Origin of the sequence: Micromonospora sp. NPDC023644 (genome assembly GCF_040640115.1) — a bacterium.
In the GTDB taxonomy this organism is placed as follows: Bacteria; Actinomycetota; Actinomycetes; order Mycobacteriales; family Micromonosporaceae; genus Micromonospora.
Genome location: NZ_JBFABA010000013.1, coordinates 129,931 through 151,749, shown reverse-complemented (window position 1 = coordinate 151,749; position 21,819 = coordinate 129,931). Strand labels below are relative to the sequence as shown.

Annotated in this window: 18 protein-coding genes and 1 pseudogene; 12 read left to right on the top strand and 7 right to left on the bottom strand. The window is 74.8% G+C overall.

Features of this window, described 5'->3' with window-relative positions; translation table 11 throughout:
- The 7 genes and pseudogenes from AB0G08_RS13545 to AB0G08_RS13515 all read left to right on the top strand — a co-directional run.
- Positions 1-502 (top strand): annotated as a pseudogene (locus AB0G08_RS13545) (ATP-binding protein); the annotation flags it as partial.
- Positions 502-921, top strand: a complete 420-nt coding sequence (locus AB0G08_RS13540) for a roadblock/LC7 domain-containing protein (protein WP_357867460.1) — start codon at positions 502-504, stop codon at positions 919-921. The pseudogene AB0G08_RS13545 and the gene AB0G08_RS13540, both read left to right, overlap by 1 nt.
- On the top strand, positions 911-1,300 hold the full coding sequence (locus AB0G08_RS13535; protein ID WP_357867457.1) for a DUF742 domain-containing protein: 390 nt from the start codon (positions 911-913) through the stop codon (positions 1,298-1,300). The genes AB0G08_RS13540 and AB0G08_RS13535 overlap by 11 nt, the downstream gene beginning before the upstream one ends.
- Positions 1,281-1,883, top strand: coding sequence for an ATP/GTP-binding protein (locus tag AB0G08_RS13530; RefSeq protein WP_358086960.1), 603 nt, complete (start codon positions 1,281-1,283; stop codon positions 1,881-1,883). Before AB0G08_RS13535 ends, AB0G08_RS13530 begins: the two co-directional genes overlap by 20 nt.
- 132 nt (positions 1,884-2,015) lie before the next feature.
- The gene (locus AB0G08_RS13525) at positions 2,016-3,053 is read left to right on the top strand and encodes a lactonase family protein (protein WP_358086958.1); all 1,038 of its coding nucleotides are present in this window, start codon (positions 2,016-2,018) and stop codon (positions 3,051-3,053) included.
- A 143-nt stretch (positions 3,054-3,196) separates the two neighbouring features.
- A complete protein-coding gene (locus AB0G08_RS13520; RefSeq protein WP_358086957.1) occupies positions 3,197-4,957 on the top strand; it encodes a VWA domain-containing protein in 1,761 nt (586 codons plus the stop codon).
- Positions 4,958-5,170: 213 nt separating this feature from the next.
- On the top strand, positions 5,171-6,652 hold the full coding sequence (locus AB0G08_RS13515) for a sugar transferase (RefSeq protein WP_357867445.1): 1,482 nt from the start codon (positions 5,171-5,173) through the stop codon (positions 6,650-6,652).
- A 13-nt stretch (positions 6,653-6,665) separates the two neighbouring features.
- Here the strand turns inward: AB0G08_RS13515 and AB0G08_RS13510 are convergent, their stop codons facing one another.
- Positions 6,666-7,796: a PP2C family protein-serine/threonine phosphatase gene (locus tag AB0G08_RS13510; RefSeq protein ID WP_358086955.1), complete on the bottom strand. Its 1,131-nt coding sequence runs from the start codon at positions 7,794-7,796 to the stop codon at positions 6,666-6,668.
- A 96-nt stretch (positions 7,797-7,892) separates the two neighbouring features.
- Here AB0G08_RS13510 and AB0G08_RS13505 point away from each other — a divergent pair, with 96 nt between their 5' ends.
- Positions 7,893-8,426 (top strand): MarR family transcriptional regulator, encoded by a 534-nt coding sequence (locus AB0G08_RS13505; protein WP_358086953.1) that lies wholly within the window; start codon positions 7,893-7,895, stop codon positions 8,424-8,426.
- An 88-nt stretch (positions 8,427-8,514) separates the two neighbouring features.
- Here the strand turns inward: AB0G08_RS13505 and AB0G08_RS13500 are convergent, their stop codons facing one another.
- Together AB0G08_RS13500 and AB0G08_RS13495 are read right to left on the bottom strand one after the other, a co-directional pair.
- On the bottom strand, positions 8,515-10,170 hold the full coding sequence (locus AB0G08_RS13500; protein ID WP_358086951.1) for a PP2C family protein-serine/threonine phosphatase: 1,656 nt from the start codon (positions 10,168-10,170) through the stop codon (positions 8,515-8,517).
- A 125-nt stretch (positions 10,171-10,295) separates the two neighbouring features.
- Positions 10,296-11,534 (bottom strand): ROK family protein, encoded by a 1,239-nt coding sequence (locus AB0G08_RS13495; protein ID WP_358086949.1) that lies wholly within the window; start codon positions 11,532-11,534, stop codon positions 10,296-10,298.
- A gap of 76 nt (positions 11,535-11,610) precedes the next feature.
- Here AB0G08_RS13495 and xylA point away from each other — a divergent pair, with 76 nt between their 5' ends.
- From xylA to AB0G08_RS13475, 4 genes are all read left to right on the top strand, one after another.
- Positions 11,611-12,798, top strand: coding sequence for a xylose isomerase (gene xylA / locus AB0G08_RS13490; RefSeq protein WP_358086947.1), 1,188 nt, complete (start codon positions 11,611-11,613; stop codon positions 12,796-12,798).
- An 11-nt stretch (positions 12,799-12,809) separates the two neighbouring features.
- A complete protein-coding gene (xylB, locus tag AB0G08_RS13485; RefSeq protein WP_358086945.1) occupies positions 12,810-14,261 on the top strand; it encodes a xylulokinase in 1,452 nt (483 codons plus the stop codon).
- 40 nt (positions 14,262-14,301) lie between these two features.
- Positions 14,302-15,405, top strand: a complete 1,104-nt coding sequence (locus tag AB0G08_RS13480; protein ID WP_358086944.1) for a DUF5925 domain-containing protein — start codon at positions 14,302-14,304, stop codon at positions 15,403-15,405.
- Between the two features lie 62 nt (positions 15,406-15,467).
- Positions 15,468-16,892: an MFS transporter gene (locus AB0G08_RS13475; RefSeq protein ID WP_358086942.1), complete on the top strand. Its 1,425-nt coding sequence runs from the start codon at positions 15,468-15,470 to the stop codon at positions 16,890-16,892.
- A 52-nt stretch (positions 16,893-16,944) separates the two neighbouring features.
- On the opposite strand, the gene AB0G08_RS13470 is transcribed toward AB0G08_RS13475, so the two are convergent.
- From AB0G08_RS13470 to AB0G08_RS13455, 4 genes are read right to left on the bottom strand one after another with little or no spacing between them, the layout of a single operon-like run.
- Positions 16,945-18,621: a glycoside hydrolase family 13 protein gene (locus AB0G08_RS13470; protein ID WP_358086984.1), complete on the bottom strand. Its 1,677-nt coding sequence runs from the start codon at positions 18,619-18,621 to the stop codon at positions 16,945-16,947.
- Positions 18,622-18,680: 59 nt separating this feature from the next.
- Positions 18,681-19,727: a LacI family DNA-binding transcriptional regulator gene (locus tag AB0G08_RS13465; RefSeq protein WP_358086940.1), complete on the bottom strand. Its 1,047-nt coding sequence runs from the start codon at positions 19,725-19,727 to the stop codon at positions 18,681-18,683.
- A gap of 59 nt (positions 19,728-19,786) precedes the next feature.
- Entirely contained in the window at positions 19,787-20,755 is a 969-nt protein-coding gene (locus tag AB0G08_RS13460; RefSeq protein WP_358086938.1) for a carbohydrate ABC transporter permease, read from the bottom strand.
- Between the two features lies 1 nt (position 20,756).
- Positions 20,757-21,806 carry a sugar ABC transporter permease gene (locus AB0G08_RS13455; protein ID WP_358086936.1) on the bottom strand — a complete coding sequence of 350 codons (1,050 nt, stop codon included), beginning with the start codon at positions 21,804-21,806 and terminating at the stop codon, positions 20,757-20,759.
- Positions 21,807-21,819 lie beyond the last annotated feature (13 nt).

The window sequence follows — 21,819 nt, the reverse complement described above, 5'->3', positions numbered from 1 at the left end:
CGCCGGCAGCCGCGCCGGCGGCCAGGTTCCGCCCGGCACGGCTCCCGGCGGCCAGGTCCCGGGCGAGGCGGCCTCCGGCGGTCCGACCCCGCCCGGCCCGGCCTCCGGCGGTCCCGCCCCCGTCGAGGTGGCCGGGGAGGTCGACGGGCTGCCCCGTCGGGTGCGCCGGCGGCCTCCGGCGGCGCTGCCCCGGCGGCCGGCCCCGAACGGGGGTCAGCCGTCCGCCGGGGACGCCCCGGGACGGTCGTCCGCGCTGGACGGCCCGACGCTGCGGCAGCCGGTGATCGAGATTCCCGCCCCGCGCAGCCCGGAGGAGGCGCGGCGGATCATGTCCGCCCTGCAGTCCGGCACCGCCCGTGGCCGCGCGGCGGCCACCGCGACGGCCCCGGAGCGGGCCGCCCCCGCCGGCCAGCCGGACCCGCCGCGCGAGGACCCGAGCCCGACGCCGGCCGCACGGCCGGTGGACACCGAACCCATGACCGCGACTGAGAGGGACGCCTGATGCATCCGACGAGGCAGAGTGCCGATCTCGACTGGTTGCTCGACGAGCTGGTGGAACGGGTGCCGGCCGCCCGACAGGCGGTGGTGCTCTCGGCGGACGGGCTGCTGATCGGCTCCTCCGCCGGCATGGACCGGGCCGACGCCGAGCACCTGTCCGCGCTGGCCTCCGGCTTCTCCAGCCTGGCCCGGGGCACCAGCCGGCAGGTGGCCGGCGGGGCGGTCCGGCAGACCGTGGTGGAGATGGAGTCCGCCTACCTCTTCGTCACGGCGGCCGGTCAGGGCGCCTGCCTGGCCGTGGTCAGCGACGCGGACGCGGACATCGGCCTGGTGGCGTACGAGATGGCGATGCTCGTCACCCGCGTCGGGGAGTACCTGAGCGCCCCGGCCCGGTCGACGGCGGGGGCCGCCGATGCGGGCTGAGTCGCCCGGGCCGCAGCACGAGTGGCTGGACGACGACGCCGGCCCGGTCGTGCGGCCCTACACCCTGACCGGCGGCCGGGTCCGGTCGGGCGCCGACGGCTTCGACCTGGTCGCGTACGTGCTGGCCGAGGCAGCCGCCGACCCGACCGTCCACCCGGACCTGCACCCCGAGCACCGGCGCCTGGTGGAGCTGGCCGCCCGGCCGGTCCCCGTCGCCGAGCTCGCGGCCGACCTCGACCTCGCGGTGGGCGTGGTCCGCGTGCTCCTCGGCGACCTGCGGGCGCGGGGGCTGATCGCGGTCCACCAGCCGACGGCCGCCGCGTACCTGCCCGACGACGACATCCTCAAGGCGGTGGTCAGTGGACTCCGTGCGCTATGACCGAACCGGATCCGGCCCCCGGATCCCGCTCGCGCTGAAGATCCTGATCGCCGGGGGGTTCGGTGCCGGCAAGACGACGCTGGTGAGCGCGCTCAGCGAGGTCCGGCCGTTGCAGACCGAGGAGGTGTTGACGGGCGCCAGCATCGGCACCGACGACCTCTCGGGCGTCGAGGCGAAGTCGACCACGACGGTGGCGATGGACTTCGGCCGGATCACGATCAACGACGATCTCCAGGTCTACCTCTTCGGCACCCCGGGCCAGGACCGGTTCTGGTTCCTCTGGGACGAGTTGGCGTTCGGGGCGCTCGGCGCGGTGGTGCTCGCCGACACCCGCCGGCTGGCCGACTGCTTCCCCTCGATCGACTACTTCGAGCAGCGGGGCGTGCCGTTCGTGGTGGGCGTGAACTGCTTCGAGGGGGCCCGCCAGTTCAGCCTGGAGTCCGTACGCCAGGCGTTGGACCTCGACCCCGACGTGCCGCTGGTGCTCTGCGACGCGCGGGAGCGGCAGTCCGGCAAGGAGGTGCTGATCGCGCTGGTCGAGCACGTGGCCCGACAGCGCGGCGAGCCCGTGCCGGCGGCCTGAGCCGGCGCGGCGGCGGTCCGGCGGGCGTCTCCCGGCGGGCCGCCGCGATTCGGCCGGGTTTTCGGGGCTAAGCGGGCGGCCCAGGGGGAAGGCTGGTGGGATCGACGGAGGAATCGGCGGAGGGCGGATCCGGTGACAGGTCAGGGCGAGATCGTCCACATCGGCGGCTACACGGCGCACAGCGGGGGCCGGGGCACCGGCATCGTCGCGGCGCGGCGGGACCCCGCCTCCGGTGAGCTGACCCCGCTCGGCACCGTCGCGGTCACCCCCTCGCCCTCCTTCCTCGCCCGGCACCCGCGGCTGCCCGTGCTGTACGCGGTCAACGAGCTGCCGGACGGGCAGGTCAGCGCGTTCCGGGTCGGCGCCGACGGCGGCCTCACCGCGCTCGGCACCCAATCCACCGGGGGCGCGGAGCCCTGCCACCTGGCGGTCGTCCCGGACGGCGGCCACCTCGTCGTGGCCAACTACGGCGGCGGCAGCGTGACGGTGTTCCCGCTCGACCGCGACGGGGTGCCCGGCGAGCGCAGCGACCTGGTGGCGCACGAGGGGCACGGGCCGGACCAGGATCGCCAGGAGCGCGCGCACGCCCACATGGTGAGCCCCGACCCGGGGCGGGGCCCGCTGCTCGCGGTCGACCTGGGCACCGACTCGATCTACCGCTACGACCTGGACGCCGCCTCGGGCCGGCTGGTGCCCCGGGCGCCCCGGGTGCGCACGGCCGCCGGCGTCGGGCCCCGGCACCTGGCCCGGCATCCCGACGGGCGGCGCTGCTGGGTGGCGGGGGAGCTGGACGGCTCGGTCACCGCCTACGAGCTGACCGGCGACGGTGCGCTGCACCAGCGGGGCCGGGTCGAGGCCAGCGACCGGACCGGGCCCGTCCAGCCGTCGGAGATCGCGGTCGGCCCGGACGGGCGCTTCCTCTACGTCGCGAACCGGGGGGTGGGCACCGTCGCGGTCTTCGCCGTCGCCGGTGAGCTGCCGGAGCTGGTCGCCGAGGTGGACACCGGCGGGGAGTGGCCGCGGCACTTCGCCCTGGCCGGGGAGCACCTCTACGTCGCCGACGAACGGGCCGACATGATCCGGGTCTTCCGGGTGGACGCGGGCACCGGCGTGCCGGCTCCGGTCGGGGAGCCCGTGGCAGTGGCGAGCCCCACATGTGTGCTGCCCTGACCAGCCACAACTCCCGCGACGTCGACGGCACGGGGTGGCCCGGTCGCTGAGTGTGACAATGTGACGATCAACTATCTCTCCTGCGTAACTTTCGACCGAACGGCCCGTGGCAGTCGTCCTGGCGGGTCCGCAAGATGGTCACCGTGTCAGCAGGCCGCCATCGCATGCGTAGGAACGTCCACGCAGCCACCGCCGCCGCTGCCGTGGGCGTCCTCGCCGTCACGGCCGGCGGCTGGTTCGGCTACCAGCAGCTGGCGCAACCGGACTGCTCCGGGCGGATCGAGCTCTCCGTCGCCGTCGCCGCCGAGCTCGCCCCGGCGGTCGACGCCGCCGCGGCGAAGTGGGTGAAGAACGGCGCCGCGGTGGGCGGCACCTGCATCGCGGTGAACGTCTCGGCGTCCGACCCGGTCGACGTGGCCGCGACGGTCGCGGCGAAGCACGGCGTCACCCTGGCCGGCGTGGGGCAGGCCAGCGGCACGTCGGTCAGCCCGGACGTCTGGGTGCCCGACTCCTCCACGTGGCTGCTGCGGCTCAAGACCGGTGGCGCCACCGCCTTCGAGCCGGGCATCGGCGCGTCCATCGCGCGCAGCCCGGTGGTCGTGGCGATGCCGCAGCCGGTCGCCACGCGGCTGGGCTGGCCGCAGAAGAAGTTCAGCTGGACCCAGCTCCTGCAGCAGGTGCAGAGCGACAAGCCGTTGCGCACCGGGATCGTCGAGCCGACCCGTGACGCCGCCGGCCTGTCCGGCCTGCTCTCGCTGACGGCCGCCGCCAGCGCCTCCGGCGGCCCCGACGCCGAGAAGGAGAAGGTCGCCGCGCTGCGGGCGCTGGCCACCGACCGCTCGGCGCTGCGGCCGGACCTGCTCGCCCGGTTCCCCACCGCCTCGGATCCCACGACGATCGCGAGCAGCCTCGGCGCGGCGGCGCTCTCGGAAGAGGACGTGATCCAGTACAACAGCAGGAAGCCGCCGGTGCCGCTGGCCGCGCTCTACCTGGAGCCGGCGCCCGCGGCGCTGGACTACCCGTACGCGGTGCTGCCCGGCATCGAACCGGCCAAGGCGTCGGCGGCGCGGGTGCTCTACGAGGTGCTCGTCACCGACGACTTCCACGACCGGCTGGCGCGTCAGTCGCTGCGCGCGCCGGACGGCAACTGGGGCGCGGGCTTCGACGCGCCGCAGGGTGCGCCCAGCCCGGCCGGCGGCGCGCCGGCCCCGCCGGCCAACGGCGGCGGATCGGCTCCGGGCGGGCTCGACCCGCAGGCCATGGACCGGGCGGTCTCCAGCTGGTCGATCGCCACCCAGTCCGGCCGGATGCTCGCCGTCATCGACGTCTCCGGGTCGATGAAGGAGAAGGTGGCCAACGCCGGCAACGCGACCCGGCAGCAGGTCACCGTCGAGGCGGCCCGGCGCGGGCTGAACCTCTTCGACGACTCCTGGTCGATCGGTCTCTGGACGTTCTCCACGGAGCTGGTGGGCTCCGTCGACCACCGGGAACTGGTCGCCATCGGGCCGCTGTCCCGCCAGCGCGGCAAGCTGGAGCAGTCCCTGGGCGCGATCCGCTCGTCGGCCGGCAGCACCGGCCTCTACGACACCGTGCTGGCGGCGTACCAGCAGGTGCAGGAGAACTGGGAGCCCGGCCGGGTCAACTCGGTCGTGCTGTTCACCGACGGCAAGAACGAGGACTCCGACGGCATCACGCAGCAGAAGCTGCTGGCCGAGCTGAGCAAGATCAAGGACCCGGAACGGCCGGTGCAGGTCGTGATCATCGGTATCGGTGGCGACGTGAGCCGGGCCGAGCTGAAGTCGATCACCGACGTCACCGGCGGCGGCGCCTTCGTCACCGAGGATCCGACCAAGATCGGCGACATTTTCCTCAAGGCGGTCGCGTTGCGCAAGGCCCCGGCCTGAGCCGTAGCGCAGCGCGGGGCGGACCCGCCGCACGGGACCGGGTGCCGTGGGCCCTTTCCCGACAAGGGGTTCCTCGGGGAAAGTAGTGACGGTAATGCGTCCGAAGCAATCGGCGACCAAGGTTGTCGGGGCAGGATGTCCTGGTGCCCCTGTGTCGGGCCCGCGCCCCGGGCCCGCCGTACGGGCCGTCGGCGACCGAAGTGGGGAGGGCCGGTGACCTCAGCGACGCTGTTGACCCCCGCCAGCACGTCGTCGAGACCGGACGAACCACGGCCAGGCCCGGCCCGCAGCCGCGAGCGCGCCTACGTCCGCTCCCTGGTGGTGCTGGACACCACCGTCCTGACCGTCGCCGTGCTCGTCGGGTACGTCGCCCGGTTCGGCGACGACGCCCCCGGCGGCTCGAAGATCCCGTACGTCCTGGTCGCCCCCGGGCTGGTCCTCGCCTGGCTGGTCTCGCTGCGGGTGCTGCGCTGCTACGACGACCGCGTCCTCGGCTACGGCGCCGACGAGTACCGGCGGGTCGGCACCGCCAGCCTGCGCCTCGCCGGCGGCATCGCGATCGCCGGCTACATCGCCGACGTCGGCGTCTCCCGGGGCTTCCTCGGCATCTCGTTCGCCGTCGGCATGCTCGGCCTGGAGGTGGCCCGGTTCGCCGCCCGCAAGCGGCTGCACCGGGCGCGGTCCGAGGGCGCCGGCTGGTCGCGCAAGGTGCTGGTGGTCGGCGACACCGCGCACGTGCTGGAGCTGGTGCACACCCTGCGCCGCGAGCCGTACGCGGGCTACCAGGTGGTCGGCGCCTGCATCCCGGACGCGCTGCTCGCCCCCGTCGCGCAGCGGCTGGGCGACGTGCCGGTGGTCGGCTCGTTCCGGGGCATCCCCGAGGCGGCCACCGCCATCGGCGCGGACACCGTCGCGGTGACCGCCTCCGGCGAGTTGACCGCCACCCGGCTGCGCCGGCTGGGCTGGCAACTGGAGGGCACCGGCATCGACCTGGTGGTGGCCCCGGCGCTGACCGACGTCGCCGGCCCGCGCATCCACACCCGGCCGGTCGCCGGCCTGCCGCTGATCCACGTCGAGGCGCCGGAGTTCCGCGGGGCCCGCAAGCTGGTCAAGGGCTTCGTCGACCGGGCCGTCTCCTCGGTGGCCCTGACGCTGCTGCTGCCGCTGCTGGCCGTCGTCGCCCTGGCGATCAAGATCGACAGCCGAGGGCCGGTGCTGTTCCGGCAGACCCGGGTCGGGCAGGGCGGGCGGGAGTTCGGCGTCTACAAGTTCCGCACCATGGTGGTCAACGCCGACGCCCTGCTGGCCGCGCTGGCCGCCCGCAACGAGACCGACGGCCTGATGTTCAAGATGCGCGACGACCCGCGGGTGACCCGGATCGGGCGGCTGCTGCGCAAGTGGTCGCTGGACGAGCTGCCGCAGCTGGTCAACGTCCTGCTCGGGCACATGAGCCTGGTCGGCCCCCGCCCGCCGCTGCCCTCCGAGGTGGCCCGCTACGACGGCGACGTGGCCCGCCGGCTGCTGGTCAAGCCCGGCATGACCGGGCTCTGGCAGGTCAGCGGCCGGTCGGACCTGAGCTGGGAGGACGGCATCCGGCTCGACCTCTACTACGTGGAGAACTGGTCGCTCGCGGCCGACCTGACGATCCTCTGGAAGACCTTCGGCGCGGTGCTCAACAGCCGGGGGGCCTACTGACCGGCCCGCACGCTCAGTCCTGCGGGCCCGTCCAGTCCAGGCACACCACCACCGCGTCGTCGATCAGGTCGCCGGCGACGAACGCGCGCAGGTCGCCGATCAGCGAGCGGACGGCGTCCAGCGGCTCCATCGGCCCGGTCCGGCGCAGGAACCGGTCCAGCGCGGTCTCGCCGTAGCGGACATCCTGCCCGGTGGCGTCGATGACGCCGTCGCTGACCACGAAGAGCCGGTCGCCCCGGCACAGCTCGAAGCGTTGCTCCCGGTAGTCGGTGGCCTCGAACATGCCGAGCGGGAACTGCGCCTCCAACGGCAGCTCCCGCACCGTCCCGTCGCGCAGCAGCACGAGGCGGGGCGACCCGGCGTCGACCACGGTGAGCAGCCCCGAGCGCAGGTCCAGCTCCATCAGCAGCGCCGCGAGGTGCCGGTCGCCCCGGTGCAGGTCGTAGACGGCCTGGTCGGCGAGGGCCGCCTGGTCGGCGAGGCCGAGCCCGGAGCGGCGGGCGTTGCGCAGCGCGTGGGTGGCGAGCGAGGTGAGCATCGCGGCGGCCACTCCCTCACCCGTGCCGTTGATGGTCGACAACCAGACCCGGGTGCCGTCGTCGGACCAGTCGAAGCTGTCGCCGCGCACGGCGTACGCCGGTTCCAGCTGCCCGGCGAGGCTGAACGACGGACGGGTCCGGCTGCGGCCCGGGAGCATCTCCCACTGCATCTCGGCGGCGAGGGTGAGTCGCCTGCTGCGGCGCGCGGACCGGTAGACGTCCGTGCCGTCGGTGACCGCGGCGATCTCGTGGGCGAGCGCCGTGGCGATCTCCGTCAGCTCGTCGAGCGCGGCCGGCCGGGTCGGCGCGGGGGCCACCACCAGCACGCCCCGGCGTTCCCCGCGCATCGACACCGGGAGGTATCCGGTGTCGTCGGCGACGGTCGGGCTCTGGTGGTCGAAGCAGCGCCAGGCGGGGTGCCCCGGGGCGGTGACGGGCTCGTCCCCGACCAGCGGGAGCAGCGCCGCCAACCGGTAGTCGACCTGGAGCAGGTCCACCCGGGTGATCCCGTAGCCCGCGGCGAGGACGTCGGCGATCCGGTCCAGCAGGAGATCGGCGGGCGCCTCGTTGAGGACGCGCCGTGCCCGGTTGACCGGTTCGCTCATCATCGCTCCTTCATCACGAGCCCAGACCAGTGGATTCGGAGTAGTGTCGGGCCCACCATGGCGGAAGTGCACGGTCCCTACGGACCCGAGACGAGTATGGCCGTCGAGCTCGACACGGTGGCCGACGCCCTGCTGACGGTCTGGGAGGCCGCGCGGGAGCGGACGACCAGCCGGGTCTCCGGCGCGCAGTTGCGCGCGATCATGCTGGTCGAGCAACACGACGGGATCAACCTCCGTCGCCTGGCCACCGGGCTCGACATGCTGCTCTCCTCCGCCAGCCGGCTCTGCGACCGGCTGGTGGCGGCGGGGATGCTGGAGCGCGAGCCCGGCCGGTTCGACCGGCGGGAGATCTCGCTGCACCTCACCCCGGAGGCCCGCCGGCTCCTCGCCGAGCTGCGGGACGACCGGCGCCAGCAGCTCGCGGCGATCCTCGCCGACATGACCTTCGAGGGGCGGCAGGCCCTGCTGCGGGGGATGCGGGAGTTCGACGAGGCGGCGCGCCACCGCAACGCGTCCGTGCAGTCCGTCGAGGCGGCCGACCCCTGGGCGGGCGGGCCGCTGGAGCACCCGGTCGGCCTGCCGACGCAGGAGCGGCCGGGGAACGGGCCGCGGGTGGCCCGGACGGCCTGACCCGGGCGGCGACGACCACCACGGCGGCTTTCCCCGTCGACGGGTGCGCCGAGGGTCGGGCGCGGCCAGCGGACACACGGCCGCGACGTCAGGCCGGCGCGGCCGCGACGGCCAGCATCGCGATGTCGTCCTGGCTCTGCCCGTCGAGCCACTCGTCGACGGCCCCGAGGAGCCGGTCGACCAGCGCGGCCGGGGGCAGCCCGGCGGCCGAGGCCAGCGCCGCGCGCAGCCGTTCCTCGCCGAACTGATCCTGGCCGCCGGGGCCGCCGCGGGCCTCGAGGACCCCGTCGGTGTACGCGAGCAGCAGCTCGCCGGGGGCGAGGTGGAGTTCGGCCTCGGCGAACCGGGCGGCGGCGAGCGCGCCCACCGGCATCCCGCCGACCGCGACCGGGGTGACCCCGCCGTCGGCGCGGAGCAGCAGCGGGGACGGGTGACCGCCGCCGGCGATCCGGACGTCGACGCCGCCGTCGGACGCCGCGTCGAGGGTGCCGAGCAGCAGGGTGGTGAACTGGCTGCGGCGGGCCGCGTCCGGGGCGTCGAAGAGGGCCTGGTTGAGCAGCCCCATCAACTCCAGCGGGCGCTGCTCGACCAGGCGCAGGGTCCGCAGGGACTGGCGGACCCGCCCGGTGAGGACGGCCGCGCCGACGCCCTTGCCGGCCACGTCGCCGAGGGCGAAGATCGCGCCACCCGGCACGGGGAACACGTCGTAGAAGTCGCCGCCGATGCGCAGCCGGTCCCCGGCCGCCCGGTACCCGCCGGCGAGGGTGGCGCCCGGCACGGCCGGCAGGTCGGGCGGGAGCAGGCTGTTCTGCAGCACCCGGGCGAGGTGGACCTGCTCGCCGTAGAGCTCGGCGGCCCCGAGGGCCGCGCCCGCGCGGGCGGCGAACTCCCGGGCCAGCTCGATGTCGCGCCGGGCGAAACCGGCACGCCCGGCGCGCCGGACCAGCACCAGGGCGCCGGTGGTGCGGCCGGCGCCCCGCATGGGGCTGGTCAGCACGGTGCCCGGCCGGCCGAAGCCGGGCGGAAGCACGGTGGACAGGTCGGCCGGCTCCCCGTCCGGCCACCGGGCCGGGGCTACCGCGTGGCCGGCCAGCGCCTCGGCCAGGCCGGGCAGCGAGCCGGTCAGCGACCAGGTCGCCAGCCCGGTCGCGGGGACCGGATCGACGCCGTCGTACCGGATCCAGTGCGGCTGGCCCTGCGCGGGCGGGGGCGGCAGGTGGACCACCATCGCCAGGTCGGCGAGGTAGGGCACGGGCAGGGTCGTCGCGGTCCGCAGCGTCTGCTCGCGCTGGAGGGAGAGCCCGAGCCGGCTGCCGGCCTGGGCGAGGAACACCGTCCGGGAACGCTCGACGTGCAGCGCCTCCACGCGCGCGTGTTCCTCGGTGACGTCCCGCACGTACCAGGCGTGCCGCCCGTCGGCCAGGTCGCGTCGTACGCCGCACAGCCGGCGGCCGCCGTGTTCGGTGTCGAAGCTGTCCGCCCCGGCCCGCACCGCCCGGGCGATGGCCGGTACCGGACAGGTGTTCAGGTCCGTGCCGGGTGCGACCTCGGGGAGGAGCGCGGTCGCCATCGCGTTGACCAGCGTCACCAGCCCCGCCCGGTCGGCCGTCACGACCGCCTCGGCGAGCCCGTCGAGCACCTCCCGGGTGAGCCGGGAGTCGGCCGGCCGCGCGGCGCCGGAGGAGCGGCCCGGTTGCCCGCCCTCGGCCGGGCCCGTGACACCGCCCCGGGGAGCGCTGGTCACCGCGGCTCGCCGGGCGCCCCGGTCTGGTGACCTGTGCGCATGCTGGTCGTGCACTCCTCGGATCGGGTCGTTGCCTCGGGGCAAGCGTACCGAGGCGGAGCCGCGCCGCCATCGGAGGAACGCGTTCAGGCCGGGCGGGCCAGCCAGCCGGCCGGGCGCGCCAGGATCCGGCGTACCACCGAACCGGCCCCACCGACGGCAGCGGCGGCGGCGCCGAGGGCCGCCGGGCGGACGGCGACCGGCGACCAGGCCGCGGTGAGCACCCGCCGGGAGATCTCGGCGAGCACCGGCGGGCGCAGCCACGGCGCGAGCGGGGCGTATCCGCCGCCGAGCACCACGGTGTCGAGGTCCAGCAGGTTCACCACGCCGGCGACGGCGACCCCCAGGGCCGTGCCGGCCTCGGCGAGGGCCCGCAGCGCGGCGGGGTCGCCGGCCCCGGCCAGTTCGGCCAGCCGGGTCGTCGCGGTGTCCGCCGGGAGGTCCGCGCCGGCGAGGCCGGCCGCCGCCAGGATCGCCTCCTGCCCGGCGTACGTCTCCAGGCAGCCCCGGCCGCCGCACCGGCAGGGCGGGCCGTCGGGCCGGATCGGGATGTGACCGATCTCGCCGCTCCAGCCGCGCGCGCCCCGGAACAGGGCTCCGTCGAGCACGATCCCGGCGCCGATGCCGACCTCCCCGGAGATGTGCAGGAAGCTGGGCCGGCCCGCCGGGCCGGCGTGCAACTCGCCCAGCGCGGCGAGGTTGGCCTCGTTGTCGACCACCAGCGGCGGTACGCCGTCGACGTGCGCGGTCAGCGGCGCCCCGGCGCCCAGCAGCGCGGGTACGGGCACGTCGCGCCAGCCGAGGTTCGGCGCGAGCCGGACCAGGCCGGCGTCGTCGACCAGGCCCGGCACCGCGAGGGCCGCGCCGGCCAGGGTGAGCCCCTCCCGGGTGGCGTCGGCGCGGGCGCGGGCGGCCAGGTCGGCCAGCCGGGCGAGCGCCTCGGCGGGGGAGACGGGCCGCAGGTCGGCGCGGTGCACGGTGTGGTGGCGGACCCGGCCGGCGAGGTCGACCACGCAGGCGGCCAGGTAGTCGACGTTGATCTCCAGGCCGAGCCCGGCCGGGCCGTCCGCAGCGAGCACCAGGCCCCGCGACGGCCGCCCCGCGCCGGTGCGGGGCGTCGGCTCCGCCTCGGCGACCAACCGGCCGGCCAGCAGGTCCTCCACCACGGCCGAGACGGTGGCCCGGGTGAGGCCGGTGCCGGCGGCCAGCTCGGCCCGGGAGGGCGGGCGGTCGGCGGCGGCGATCCGGCCGAGCACCACTGCGAGGTTCCACTCGCGCAGGCTGCCCTGCCGCACCGCCCCGGGCGGGGCGTCGGGTCGGGTCACCCCTTGACACTGCCACAGGCCGATCAAATAATTCAACCACTGAACAAATAGCGGACGACACTTCCGGAGGTCTGCCATGGCACCCCGTCCCACCCCCGCCGACAAGTTCTCCTTCGGCCTCTGGACGGTGGGCTGGCAGGCCCGCGACCCGTTCGGCGACGCCACCCGCCCCGAGCTGGACCCGGTCGAGGCGGTGCACCGGCTCGCCGAGCTGGGGGCGTACGGGATCACGTTCCACGACGACGACCTGGTGCCCTTCGGGGCGGACGCCGCCACCCGCGACCGGCACGTGGCCCGCTTCCGCAAGGCGCTCGACGAGACCGGCCTGGTGGTGCCGATGGTGACCACCAACCTCTTCACCCACCCGGTGTTCAAGGACGGCGGCTTCACGAGCAACGACCGCGACGTCCGGCGGTACGCGCTGCGCAAGGTGCTGCGCAACGTCGACCTCGCCGCGGAGCTGGGTGCCCGCACCTTCGTGATGTGGGGCGGCCGGGAGGGCGCCGAGTACGACCTCGCCAAGGACGTCCGGGCCGCGCTGGACCGCTACCGGGAGGCCGTCGACCTGCTCTGCCAGTACGTCGTCGACTCCGGCTACGACCTGCGCTTCGCCATCGAGCCCAAGCCGAACGAGCCGCGCGGCGACATCCTGCTGCCCACCGTCGGGCACGCCCTGGCCTTCATCTCCACCCTGGCCCGCCCCGAGCTGGTCGGGCTCAACCCGGAGGTGGGGCACGAGCAGATGGCCGGCCTGAACTTCGCCCACGGCATCGCCCAGGCGCTCTGGCAGGGCAAGCTGTTCCACATCGACCTCAACGGGCAGCGCGGCGTCAAGTACGACCAGGACCTCGTCTTCGGCCACGGTGACCTGCTGAACGCGTTCGCGCTGGTCGACCTGCTGGAGCACGGCGGGCCCGGCGGCGTCCCCGCCTACGACGGCCCCCGGCACTTCGACTACAAGCCCTCGCGCACCGAGGACATGACCGGCGTCTGGGCGTCGGCGGAGGCGAACATGCGCACCTACCTCCTGCTCAAGGAGCGGGCGGCGGCGTTCCGGGCGGACCCGGAGGTCGCCGAGGCGCTGGCCGCGAGCCGGGTCGCCGACCTCGGCACGCCGACGCTGGCGCCGGGGGAGGGCTACGCCGACCTGCTCGCCGACCGCTCCGCGTTCGAGGAGTTCGACGTCGACGGGGCCGCCGCGTGGGGCTTCGGCTTCGTCCGGCTCAACCAGCTCGCCGTCGAGCACCTGCTCGGCGCCCGCTGAGGCCGCCGGCGATGCCGATCGTCGCGGGGGTCGACTCCTCGACCCAGTCCTGCAAGGTCGTCGTCCGGGACGCGGAGACGGGCGCCCTGCTCCGGCAGGGCCGGGCGCCGCACCCGGACGGCACGGAGGTCGACCCCGCGGCGTGGTGGTCCGCGCTGGGCGCGGCGGTCGACGCCGCCGGCGGGCTGGCCGACGTGGCGGCGCTCTCCGTCGCCGGCCAGCAGCACGGCATGGTGTGCCTCGACGAGGCGGGCGGTGTGGTCCGGCCGGCGCTGCTGTGGAACGACACCCGTTCCGCCGGGGCCGCCGCCGAGCTGGTCGAGGAGGCCGGTGGCGGGGAGGCCGGCCGCCGGTTCTGGGCGGACGCGGTGGGCAGCGTGCCGGTGGCCAGCTTCACTTCCACGAAGCTGCGCTGGCTGGCCCGGCACGAGCCGGAGCACGCGGCCCGGGTGGCGGCGGTGTGCCTGCCGCACGACTGGCTCACCTGGCGGCTGGCCGGCGCGCCGGGCCTGGCGGCGCTGCGTACCGACCGGGGCGACGCCAGCGGCACCGGCTACTGGTCCCCGGCCACCGGCGACTACCGGCTCGACCTGTTGGAGCGGGCGTTCGGCCGGCGCCCGCACGTGCCGACCGTGCTCGGTCCGGCGGAGCCGGCCGGCGCCGCACGCCCCGACGCCCTGCGGGGCCTGCCCGACGGCGGGGCGATGCTCGGCCCCGGCACCGGAGACAACGCCGCCGCCGCGCTCGGCGTCGGCGCGGGCCCGGGCGACGTGGTCGTCTCGATCGGCACCTCCGGCACCGTGTTCAGCGTCGCCGACGCCCCGGCCGCCGACCCGGGCGGCACGGTCGCCGGCTTCGCCGACGCCACCGGCCGCTTCCTGCCCCTGGTCTGCACGCTCAACGCGGCCCGGGTGCTCGACGCCGCCGCGTCGATGCTCCGGGTCGGCCTGGACGAGCTGGCCGGGCTGGCGCTGGCCGCCCCCGCCGGCGCGGACGGGCTGGTCATGGTGCCCTACCTGGAGGGCGAGCGCACGCCCGACCGGCCGCTGGCCTCCGGGGCCGTGCACGGGCTGACCCTGCGCACCTCGACGGCGGCCCACCTGGCGCGCGCCGCCGTCGAGGGGCTGCTCTGCGCACTCGCCGACGGCCTCGACGCGCTCACCGCCCAGGGCGCCACCGTGCGCCGGGTGATCCTGGTGGGCGGCGGCGCCCGCTCGGCGGCCGTGCGCCGGATCGCGCCGCAGGTCCTCGGGGTGCCGGTGGTCGTCCCGCCGCCCGGCGAGTACGTCGCCGACGGCGCCGCGCGCCAGGCCGCCTGGGTCGCCCTGGGCGGCGCGGCGCCCCCCACGTGGTCCGTCCAGGGCACCGAGGAGTACGCCGCCACCCCCGTCCCCGCCATCCGCGAGCGGTACGCCGCCGCCCGCGAACACTTCCTGCCCCGGGCCGACGCCGTGGCGGGGTAAACGACTGTACGGACGCGCGCCGGCTCGCGATCATCGACGGATGCGAACCAGCCCCGAAGCGGACGAGGCACCCGGCACCGGCATCCCCTCGATGCTCCAGTACGACGACGCGGACACCCCCTGCGACGTCATCGACGCGCTGGTCCTGGCGGACTTCGTCACCGGCCGGCACCCGTGGTCGCACACGGTCCGGCTCTCCCGGGTGCGTCCCGACGCGCCGCTGACCGCCCCGGACGGGCGGCTGCTGCGCACGGCGGTGGAGAACCGGCAGCGGTCCCGCCTGCTGGCCGGCGACGGCTGGACGGCCCGGGTGGTCACCTGGAAGGGACGCGGCGCCGAGGTGACGGTCACGGCGGTCTCCGAGGAGGTGGGCCGGGCGACCCTCGACCGGATCGTCGACGGCGCCGCCGAGCCGGAGGACCCGGGCGCCGGGCGGATCGGCTTCTGGCACCAGAACCCCCGCCGGGGCAGCCAGCGCGACGTGCGGTCCATCGCCGCGCCGGAGTGGGCGGAGATCCGGCCGAACTACGCCGCCGCGGCACGCGACGCGCTCGACGCGCTGATGGCGACCACTCCGGAGCGCCTCTCCGGCCGGCTGGTGCTGCTGCACGGGGCGCCCGGGACGGGCAAGACCACCGCGCTGCGCGCCCTCGCCCGCTCCTGGCGCGACTGGTGCCAGGTCGACGCCGTGCTCGACCCGGACGTGCTCTTCGCGGACACGGCGTACCTGTCCGAGGTGGCGGTCGGGGACGAGGACGGCGAGCAGGGGACGGGCCGCCGGTGGCGGCTGCTCATCCTGGAGGACTGCGACGAGCTGATCCGGGGCGAGGCGAAGCAGGCCGCCGGGCAGGCATTGTCCCGGCTGCTCAACCTCACCGACGGGCTGCTCGGGCAGGGGCGCGACGTGCTCGTCGCGATCACCACGAACGAGGACCTGTCCCGGCTGCACCCGGCGGTGGTCCGCCCGGGGCGGTGCCTGGCCCGGATCGAGGTCGGCCCGCTGTCGTACGAGGAGGCGACCGGATGGCTGGGCACGGCGGCGGGGGTGCCGCCCCAGGGCGCCACCCTGGCCGAGCTGTACGCGCTGCGGTCGGGCACGCCGGCCGTGCCCGCCGCCCCGCCCGCGATCGGCGGCTATCTCTGAGCGGCCGGGCGCGCCCGCGCGTCGTCACCCGCTCGTGACCTGATCCTGGTTGGCTGCCGCACATGACCTCGACCAGGGGCGGGCCGGCGCGGGCCCGGGGCGGGACGCCCGCGCACCGGTTCTACAGCGTCGTGGTCTTCGTGCTGCTCGCCTCGCTGGACAACGTGGCGATCGGTCTGGTCCCCCCGTTGTACGGGCCCATCTCCGACGCCTTCGACGTGCCGCAGCGGCTGCTCGGCCTGGTCACCGCCGTGAGCTTCCTGGCCAGCGCGGTGGCCGCGGTCGGCTGGGCGTACGTCGGCGACCGCGCGAACCGCAAGCCGCTGCTGATGCTCGGCACCCTGATCTGGGCGCTCGGCACGGGCGGCAGCGCCGTCGCGGTGAACTATCCCGCCTTCCTGGCCGCGCAGATCCTGGCGGCGGTCGGGCTGGGCGCGGTCGGGTCGGTCGGCTTCTCGGTCGTCACCGACCTGATCTCGCCCCGCCGCCGGGGGCTGGTGATGAGCTTCTGGGGGCTGTCCCAGGGCGTCGGCACGCTGGCCGGCACGCTGGTCGGCGGCCTGCTGGGGGCCGCCGACTGGCGGCGGCCGTTCCTGCTGCTGACCGTGGTCGGCCTCGCGGCCACCGTCGCCTACCTGTTCACCTACGACATCCGGCGCGGGCAGAGCGAGCCGGAGCTGGCCGACGCGCTCGCCACCGGCGCCGAGTACGACTACCGGATCAGCCGGGCGGACCTGCCGAGGATCCTCGGCAGGCGGACGAACCGCTGGCTGATCCTGCAGGGCCTCACCGCCCAGGCGGCCTTCGGGTCGCTGGTCTGGCTGCCGGTGCTCTTCGCCGAGCGGGCCGAGGACCAGGGCTACTCCGCCGCCACCGCCGTGGTGGTGGGCAGCGTCTTCGCCACGCTGTTCCAGCTCGGCGGGGTGCTCTCCATCGTGGGCGGGCTGGTCGGCGACGCGCTGCAACGGCGTACGCCCCGGGGCAGGGCGCTGGTCGCGGCGGTCGGCATCCTCGCGGCGCTGCCGTTCTACCTGGTGCTCTTCTTCGTGCCGGTGCGCATCGACGTGCCGGACGGCGCCGGCGCCGGGACGGTGGTCCGGGCGGTGCTGGCCAGCGTGGTCACCGAGCCGACGGTCGGGCTGAGCCTGCTCACCGCCGTGGTGGCCCTGGCCCTCACCTCGGCCAACTCGCCGAACTGGTTCGCCCTGATCGCCGACGTCAACCCGCCCGAGCACCGGGGCACCGTCTACAGCCTCGGCAACCTGGTCAACGGCGTCGGCCGGGCGGCCGGCAACGGGCTGGTCGGGGTGGCCTTCCACGGCCTGCGGGCGGCCTTCCCGCCGCCGCTGAACTACGCCGTCGGGCTGGCGGCCTTCCAGCTCTTCTTCATCCCGACGGGCGTCATGTACTGGCTGGCCTCGCGCACCTCGCCGGGCGACATCGCCGCCGTCGGCGACCTGCTGCACGACCGCGCCGAGCGCCTGTAGGGAGGGGGTCCCCCGGCAACGTCGCGGCGCTGCCGAGGGACCCCCTGCCGCGTTAGGCCGAGCGGACCCAGACGGTCACGTCGGTGGGAACGGCGCCGTCGGCGTCCAGCGGGGCGCTGGCGTGCACCAGTTCGGTCCCGGCGGGCACCGGCACGGCGGCGTCGCCGAAGTTGGTCAGCACGGTCAGCGCGCCGTTGCGGAACGAGAGCACCTCGTCGCCGGAGGCGAGCCACTCCAGCGTGCCCTCGCCCAGCCGGTGCTCGCGGCGCAGCCGCAGCGCCGTCCGGTACAGCTCGTACGTCGAGCCGGGCGTGTCCCGCTGCCGGTCCAGGGCGTACTCCGCCCAGAGCGACGGTTGCGGCAGCCAGCTCGCGTCGGTCGGCCCGAAGCCGTACGACGGGGCGTCGGCCTCCCACGGGATCGGCACCCGGCAGCCGTCCCGGCCCCGCTCGGTGTGCCCGCTGCGCATCCAGGTCGGGTCCTGCCGGGCCTCGTCGGGCATCGTGGTGTGCTCCGGCAGGCCCAGTTCCTCGCCCTGGTAGAGGTAGGCCGAGCCGGGCAGGGCGAGCATCAGCAGGCTGGCCGCCCGGGCCCGGCGCAGGCCGAGCGCGGCGTCCGGCTGCGGGTCGCCGATGCCGATGCCGTTGGGCCGCTTGGCGCCGACCGGCAGCCCCAGCCGGGAGGCGTGCCGGACCACGTCGTGGTTGGAGAGCACCCAGGTGGTCGGGGCGCCGACGGAGTCGGTGGCCTCCAGCGAGCGGGTGATCACCGCGTACTGGGCCGGCGCGGTCCACGCGGCGAGCAGGTACTCGAAGTTGAACGCCTGGTGCATCTCGTCCGGGCGGACGTAGCGGGCCAGCCGCTCGGCCGGCTCGACCCACGCCTCGGCGACCAGGACCCGTTCGCCCGGGTAGCCGTCCAGCAGGCGCCGCCAGTCCCGGTAGATGTCGTGCACGCCCTCCTGGTCCCACATCGGCGGGCGCGGCTTGTCGATCTCCTGGCCGGAGAGGATCTCCTGCGGCTCCTGCCAGTCGGCCAGGTCGGCCTGCTTGATCAGGCCGTGCGCCACGTCGACGCGGAAGCCGTCGACGCCGCGGTCCAGCCAGAACCGCAGCACCCCCAGGAACTCCTCCCGGACCTCGGGGTTGTCCCAGTTGAGGTCGGGCTGCCCGGCGTCGAACAGGTGCAGGTACCACTGGCCGGGGCGGCCGTCGGCCTCGGTGACGCGGGTCCAGGCCGGCCCGCCGAACACGCTCTGCCAGTCGTTGGGCGGCTGCGCGCCGTCCGGCCCCCGGCCGTCGCGGAAGACGTAGCGGTCGCGCTCCGGGCTGCCCGGGGCGGCGGGGAGCGCCGCCTGGAACCACCGGTGCGCCGACGACGTGTGGTTGGGCACCAGGTCGACGATGACCCGCAGCCCGCGCGAGTGCGCCTCGGCGATCAGCCGGTCGGCGTCGGCGAGGGTGCCGAAGAGCGGGTCCACGTCCCGGTAGTCCGCCACGTCGTACCCGGCGTCGGCCTGTGGCGACGGGTAGAACGGCGACAGCCAGAGCGCGTCCACGCCCAGTTCCACGAGGTGGTCCAGGCGGGCGGTGATGCCGGGCAGGTCACCGATCCCATCGCCGTCGGAGTCGGCGAAGGAGCGCGGATAGACCTGGTAGATGGTGGCCCTGGTCCACCAACCGGTGGCCGGGCCGGCGGGCGTGTCCTGGTGCGTCGGGTTGCTGTTCAGGGCCTTCTCCCGTGTGTCGAGCCGGACGGTCGGATGCTGCCCGGGGTCGGCGGTTGCCGTTAGTGTGCCCGGGGTGGTGCGGTCGATTCACGCACGACGAGCCGAGTGGGCAGGATCACCGGCGATCCCGGCGTGTCGAGATAGGGGCCGCTGCGCTGCGCGAGGACCCCACCGTGCAGCGGGTCCAGCAGGATCCGCGCGGCGAGCCGGCCCTGTTCCGCCGCGGGCTGGGCGATCGTGCTCAGCCCGAGGACGCCGGCCAGGTCGTGGTCGTCGACGCCGATGACGCTGACGTCCTGCGGCACCCGCAGGCCGGCGTCGCGCAGCGCGGTCATCGCCCCCATCGCCATCTCGTCGCAGGCCGCGAAGATCGCCGTCGGCGGGTCGCCGCGCCGGAGCAGTTCCTCGGTGGCCCGCGTGCCGCCGCTGATGGTGAACTGCGACTCCACGTCGAGGCCGGGGTCCGGGTCGATCCCGGCCTCGCGCAGCGCGTCCCGGTAGCCGCGCCGCCGGTCGAGGTGGGTGGTGTAGGCCAGCTCGTCGTCCGGGTCGCCGGAGATGTGGGCGATCCTGCGGTGGCCCAGGTCGAGCAGGTGGCGGGTGGCGGTCCGGGCGACGCCCACGTCGTCGATGCGTACGCAGGGCCAGCCGGGCACCACCGTGCCGGAGCTGATGGTCACCCCGGGCAGTTCCAGCTTGGCCAGGGCGGTCAGGTCGGCGGGCCGCAGCGGCGTGGCGACCAGCATGATCGCGTCCACCCGCTTGTGCAGGTTGGCGGTGCGCAGCACCCGCTGGCGGACCTGTTCCCGCCCGCCGAGGTTGTGCAGCAGCAGGTCGTAGCCCGCCTGCTGGAGGAAGTCCTCGACCGCCTCGACGACGGTCCCGAAGAACCACCGGGTGATGCGGGGGACCACGACGGCGACCGTGCCGGTGCGCCCGCCGGCCAGGCGCGAGGCGCTCGGCGAGACGGCGTACTCCAGTTGCTCGGCCGCCGCGAGCACCCGGCGGCGGGTCGCGGCCGAGACCGTCGGCAGCCCCCGCAGCGCCCGGGACACGGTGGCGGTGGAGACCCCGGCCAGGCGTGCGACATCGTCGATCCTCGTCACCGCTACCCCCGCTCCGCCCGCTCCGCCGCCGCCGGGTCACCGGCGGCGGCGGAGACGCCTCAGCCCTTGACGCTGCCGGCGAGCAGGCCGCGCACGAAGTAACGCTGGAGGGACAGGAAGACGATCAGCGGTACGACGATCGAGACGAACGCACCGGCGGTGAGCCGCTGCCACTCGTTGCCCCGGGTGCCGGCCATCTCGGCCAGCCGGACGGTGAGCGGGGCGGTCTCGTTGCTGCCACCGGCGAAGATCAGCGCGACCAGCAGGTCGTTCCAGACCCAGAGGAACTGGAAGATGCCGAACGCGGCCAACGCCGGGGTGATCAGCGGCAGCACGATGCTGCGGAAGATCTTCGGGTGGGTGGCCCCGTCGACCCGGGCCGACTCCATCAGCTCACCCGGCAGCTGCGAGATGAAGTTGTGCAGCAGGAAGACGGCGAACGGCAGCGCGAAGCAGGTGTGCGCGAACCACACCTGCGCGAACTTCTGTTCGTCGACCAGGTCCCAGGCCGGCATGACGGTGACCCCGGCGACGGTGACCCCGGTGGAGAAGAACTTCAGCAGCGGCACCAGGGCCATCTGCAGCGGCACGATCTGCAACGCGAAGATCGCGATGTACATCCAGTCCCGCCCCCGGAAGTTGATCCAGGCCAGCGCGTACGCGGCCAGGGCCGCGAAGGCGAGCGGGAAGAGCACCGACGGGATGGTGATCGCCAGCGAGTTGATGAAGTAGCTGGCGAGCTGCCCGGACGACGAGGAGCGGCCGAACAGCACCTCCTGGTAGTTCTCGAAGGTGAACTGCGGGTCGGTGAAGAACGTCCACCACCCGGTGCTCTTGATCTGGTCCTCCGGCCGGAACGAGGAGATGAACAGGCCGAAGGTGGGGATGGTCCAGACCATCGCGATGACGATCGAGACGAGGGTCGCGGTACGGCTGTTCAGCCGCTTGCGGACCCGCCCGGCGGTGCTGGTGCCACGGCCGTCGGTCTTCTGGGTGCCGGCGGCGACGGTGGGCGTCGCGGTGGTCATCTCAGCCCTCCCGCTGCTGACGGATGTTGCGGATCTGGTAGATCACGATCGGGATCACCAGGATGAACAGGAACACCGCCAGGGCCGAGCCCTGCCCGTTCTCGCCGTACCGGAACGCCTGGTTGTACATCTCGTTGGCGATGACGCTGGTCTCGTAGTTGCCGTTGGTGGACGTCCGGACGATGTCGAAGACCTTGAGGGTGGCGATCGACAGCGTCACCACGACCACGATCAGCGCCGGCCGGATGCTCGGCATGGTGATCTGCCAGAACATCTGCCACGGGGTGACCCCGTCGAGGCGGGCCGCCTCCACGATGTCGGCGGGGATCGCCTTGATCGCGGCCGAGAGCACCACCATGGCGAAGCCCGCCTGGATCCAGACCATGATCACGATCAGCAGCAGCGTGTTGAGCGGTGAGTCCAGCAGCCACTGCTTCGGCTCGCCGCCGAGGCTCACGACGATCTGGTTGAGTAGGCCGATCTGCTCCTGCCCGTCACCGCGGTAGGCGTAGACGAACTTCCAGATGATGCTCGCGCCGACGAAGGAGATCGCCATCGGCAGGAAGATCAGCGACTTGGCCACCGCCTCGAACCGGGCCTTGTCCACCATGACGGCGTAGAGCAGCCCGAACGAGGTGGCCACCAGCGGGACGAGGAGCACCCACACCAGGGTGTTGATCAACACCCGGACGATGGAGTCCTCGGAGAACATCCAGCCGTAGTTGCGCAGCCCGACCCACTCGTTGCTGCCACCGTCCATGAACGACAGCAGCGTGGTGCGGATGGCCGGGACGATCAGCCCGATGGTGAGCAGCAGCACCGTCGGCAGCAGGAAGAAGAGCGCGAACATGCCCTCCCGCGGCTTGCGCCGGCGGGGGAGCGGGGTGCCGCTCGCGTAGGCGGCGACGATCTGCGCCTCCCGGCGGCGGGCGAACCAGGCCGGCACCACGTCGAGGAGCAGGAGCAGACCGCCCACCACCGCGACGAAGGCGATCAGCCCGTACATCAGCATGAGGAACTTCGGCTGTTCCGCAGCGAAGTCGAACTCCATCGACCCTCCCAGG

Excerpts from the sequence above, each read along its gene's own strand:
- AB0G08_RS13540 (WP_357867460.1), top strand. The coding sequence starts at position 502 with ATGCATCCGACGAGGCAGAGTGCCGATCTCGACTGGTTGCTCGACGAG.
- AB0G08_RS13535 (WP_357867457.1), top strand. The coding sequence starts at position 911 with ATGCGGGCTGAGTCGCCCGGGCCGCAGCACGAGTGGCTGGACGACGAC.
- AB0G08_RS13510 (WP_358086955.1), bottom strand. The coding sequence starts at position 7,796 with ATGAGCGAACCGGTCAACCGGGCACGGCGCGTCCTCAACGAGGCGCCC.
- AB0G08_RS13505 (WP_358086953.1), top strand. The coding sequence starts at position 7,893 with ATGGCCGTCGAGCTCGACACGGTGGCCGACGCCCTGCTGACGGTCTGG.
- xylA (WP_358086947.1), top strand. The coding sequence starts at position 11,611 with ATGGCACCCCGTCCCACCCCCGCCGACAAGTTCTCCTTCGGCCTCTGG.
- xylB (WP_358086945.1), top strand. The coding sequence starts at position 12,810 with ATGCCGATCGTCGCGGGGGTCGACTCCTCGACCCAGTCCTGCAAGGTC.
- AB0G08_RS13480 (WP_358086944.1), top strand. The coding sequence starts at position 14,302 with ATGCGAACCAGCCCCGAAGCGGACGAGGCACCCGGCACCGGCATCCCC.
- AB0G08_RS13475 (WP_358086942.1), top strand. The coding sequence starts at position 15,468 with ATGACCTCGACCAGGGGCGGGCCGGCGCGGGCCCGGGGCGGGACGCCC.
- AB0G08_RS13460 (WP_358086938.1), bottom strand. The coding sequence starts at position 20,755 with ATGACCACCGCGACGCCCACCGTCGCCGCCGGCACCCAGAAGACCGAC.
- AB0G08_RS13455 (WP_358086936.1), bottom strand. The coding sequence starts at position 21,806 with ATGGAGTTCGACTTCGCTGCGGAACAGCCGAAGTTCCTCATGCTGATG.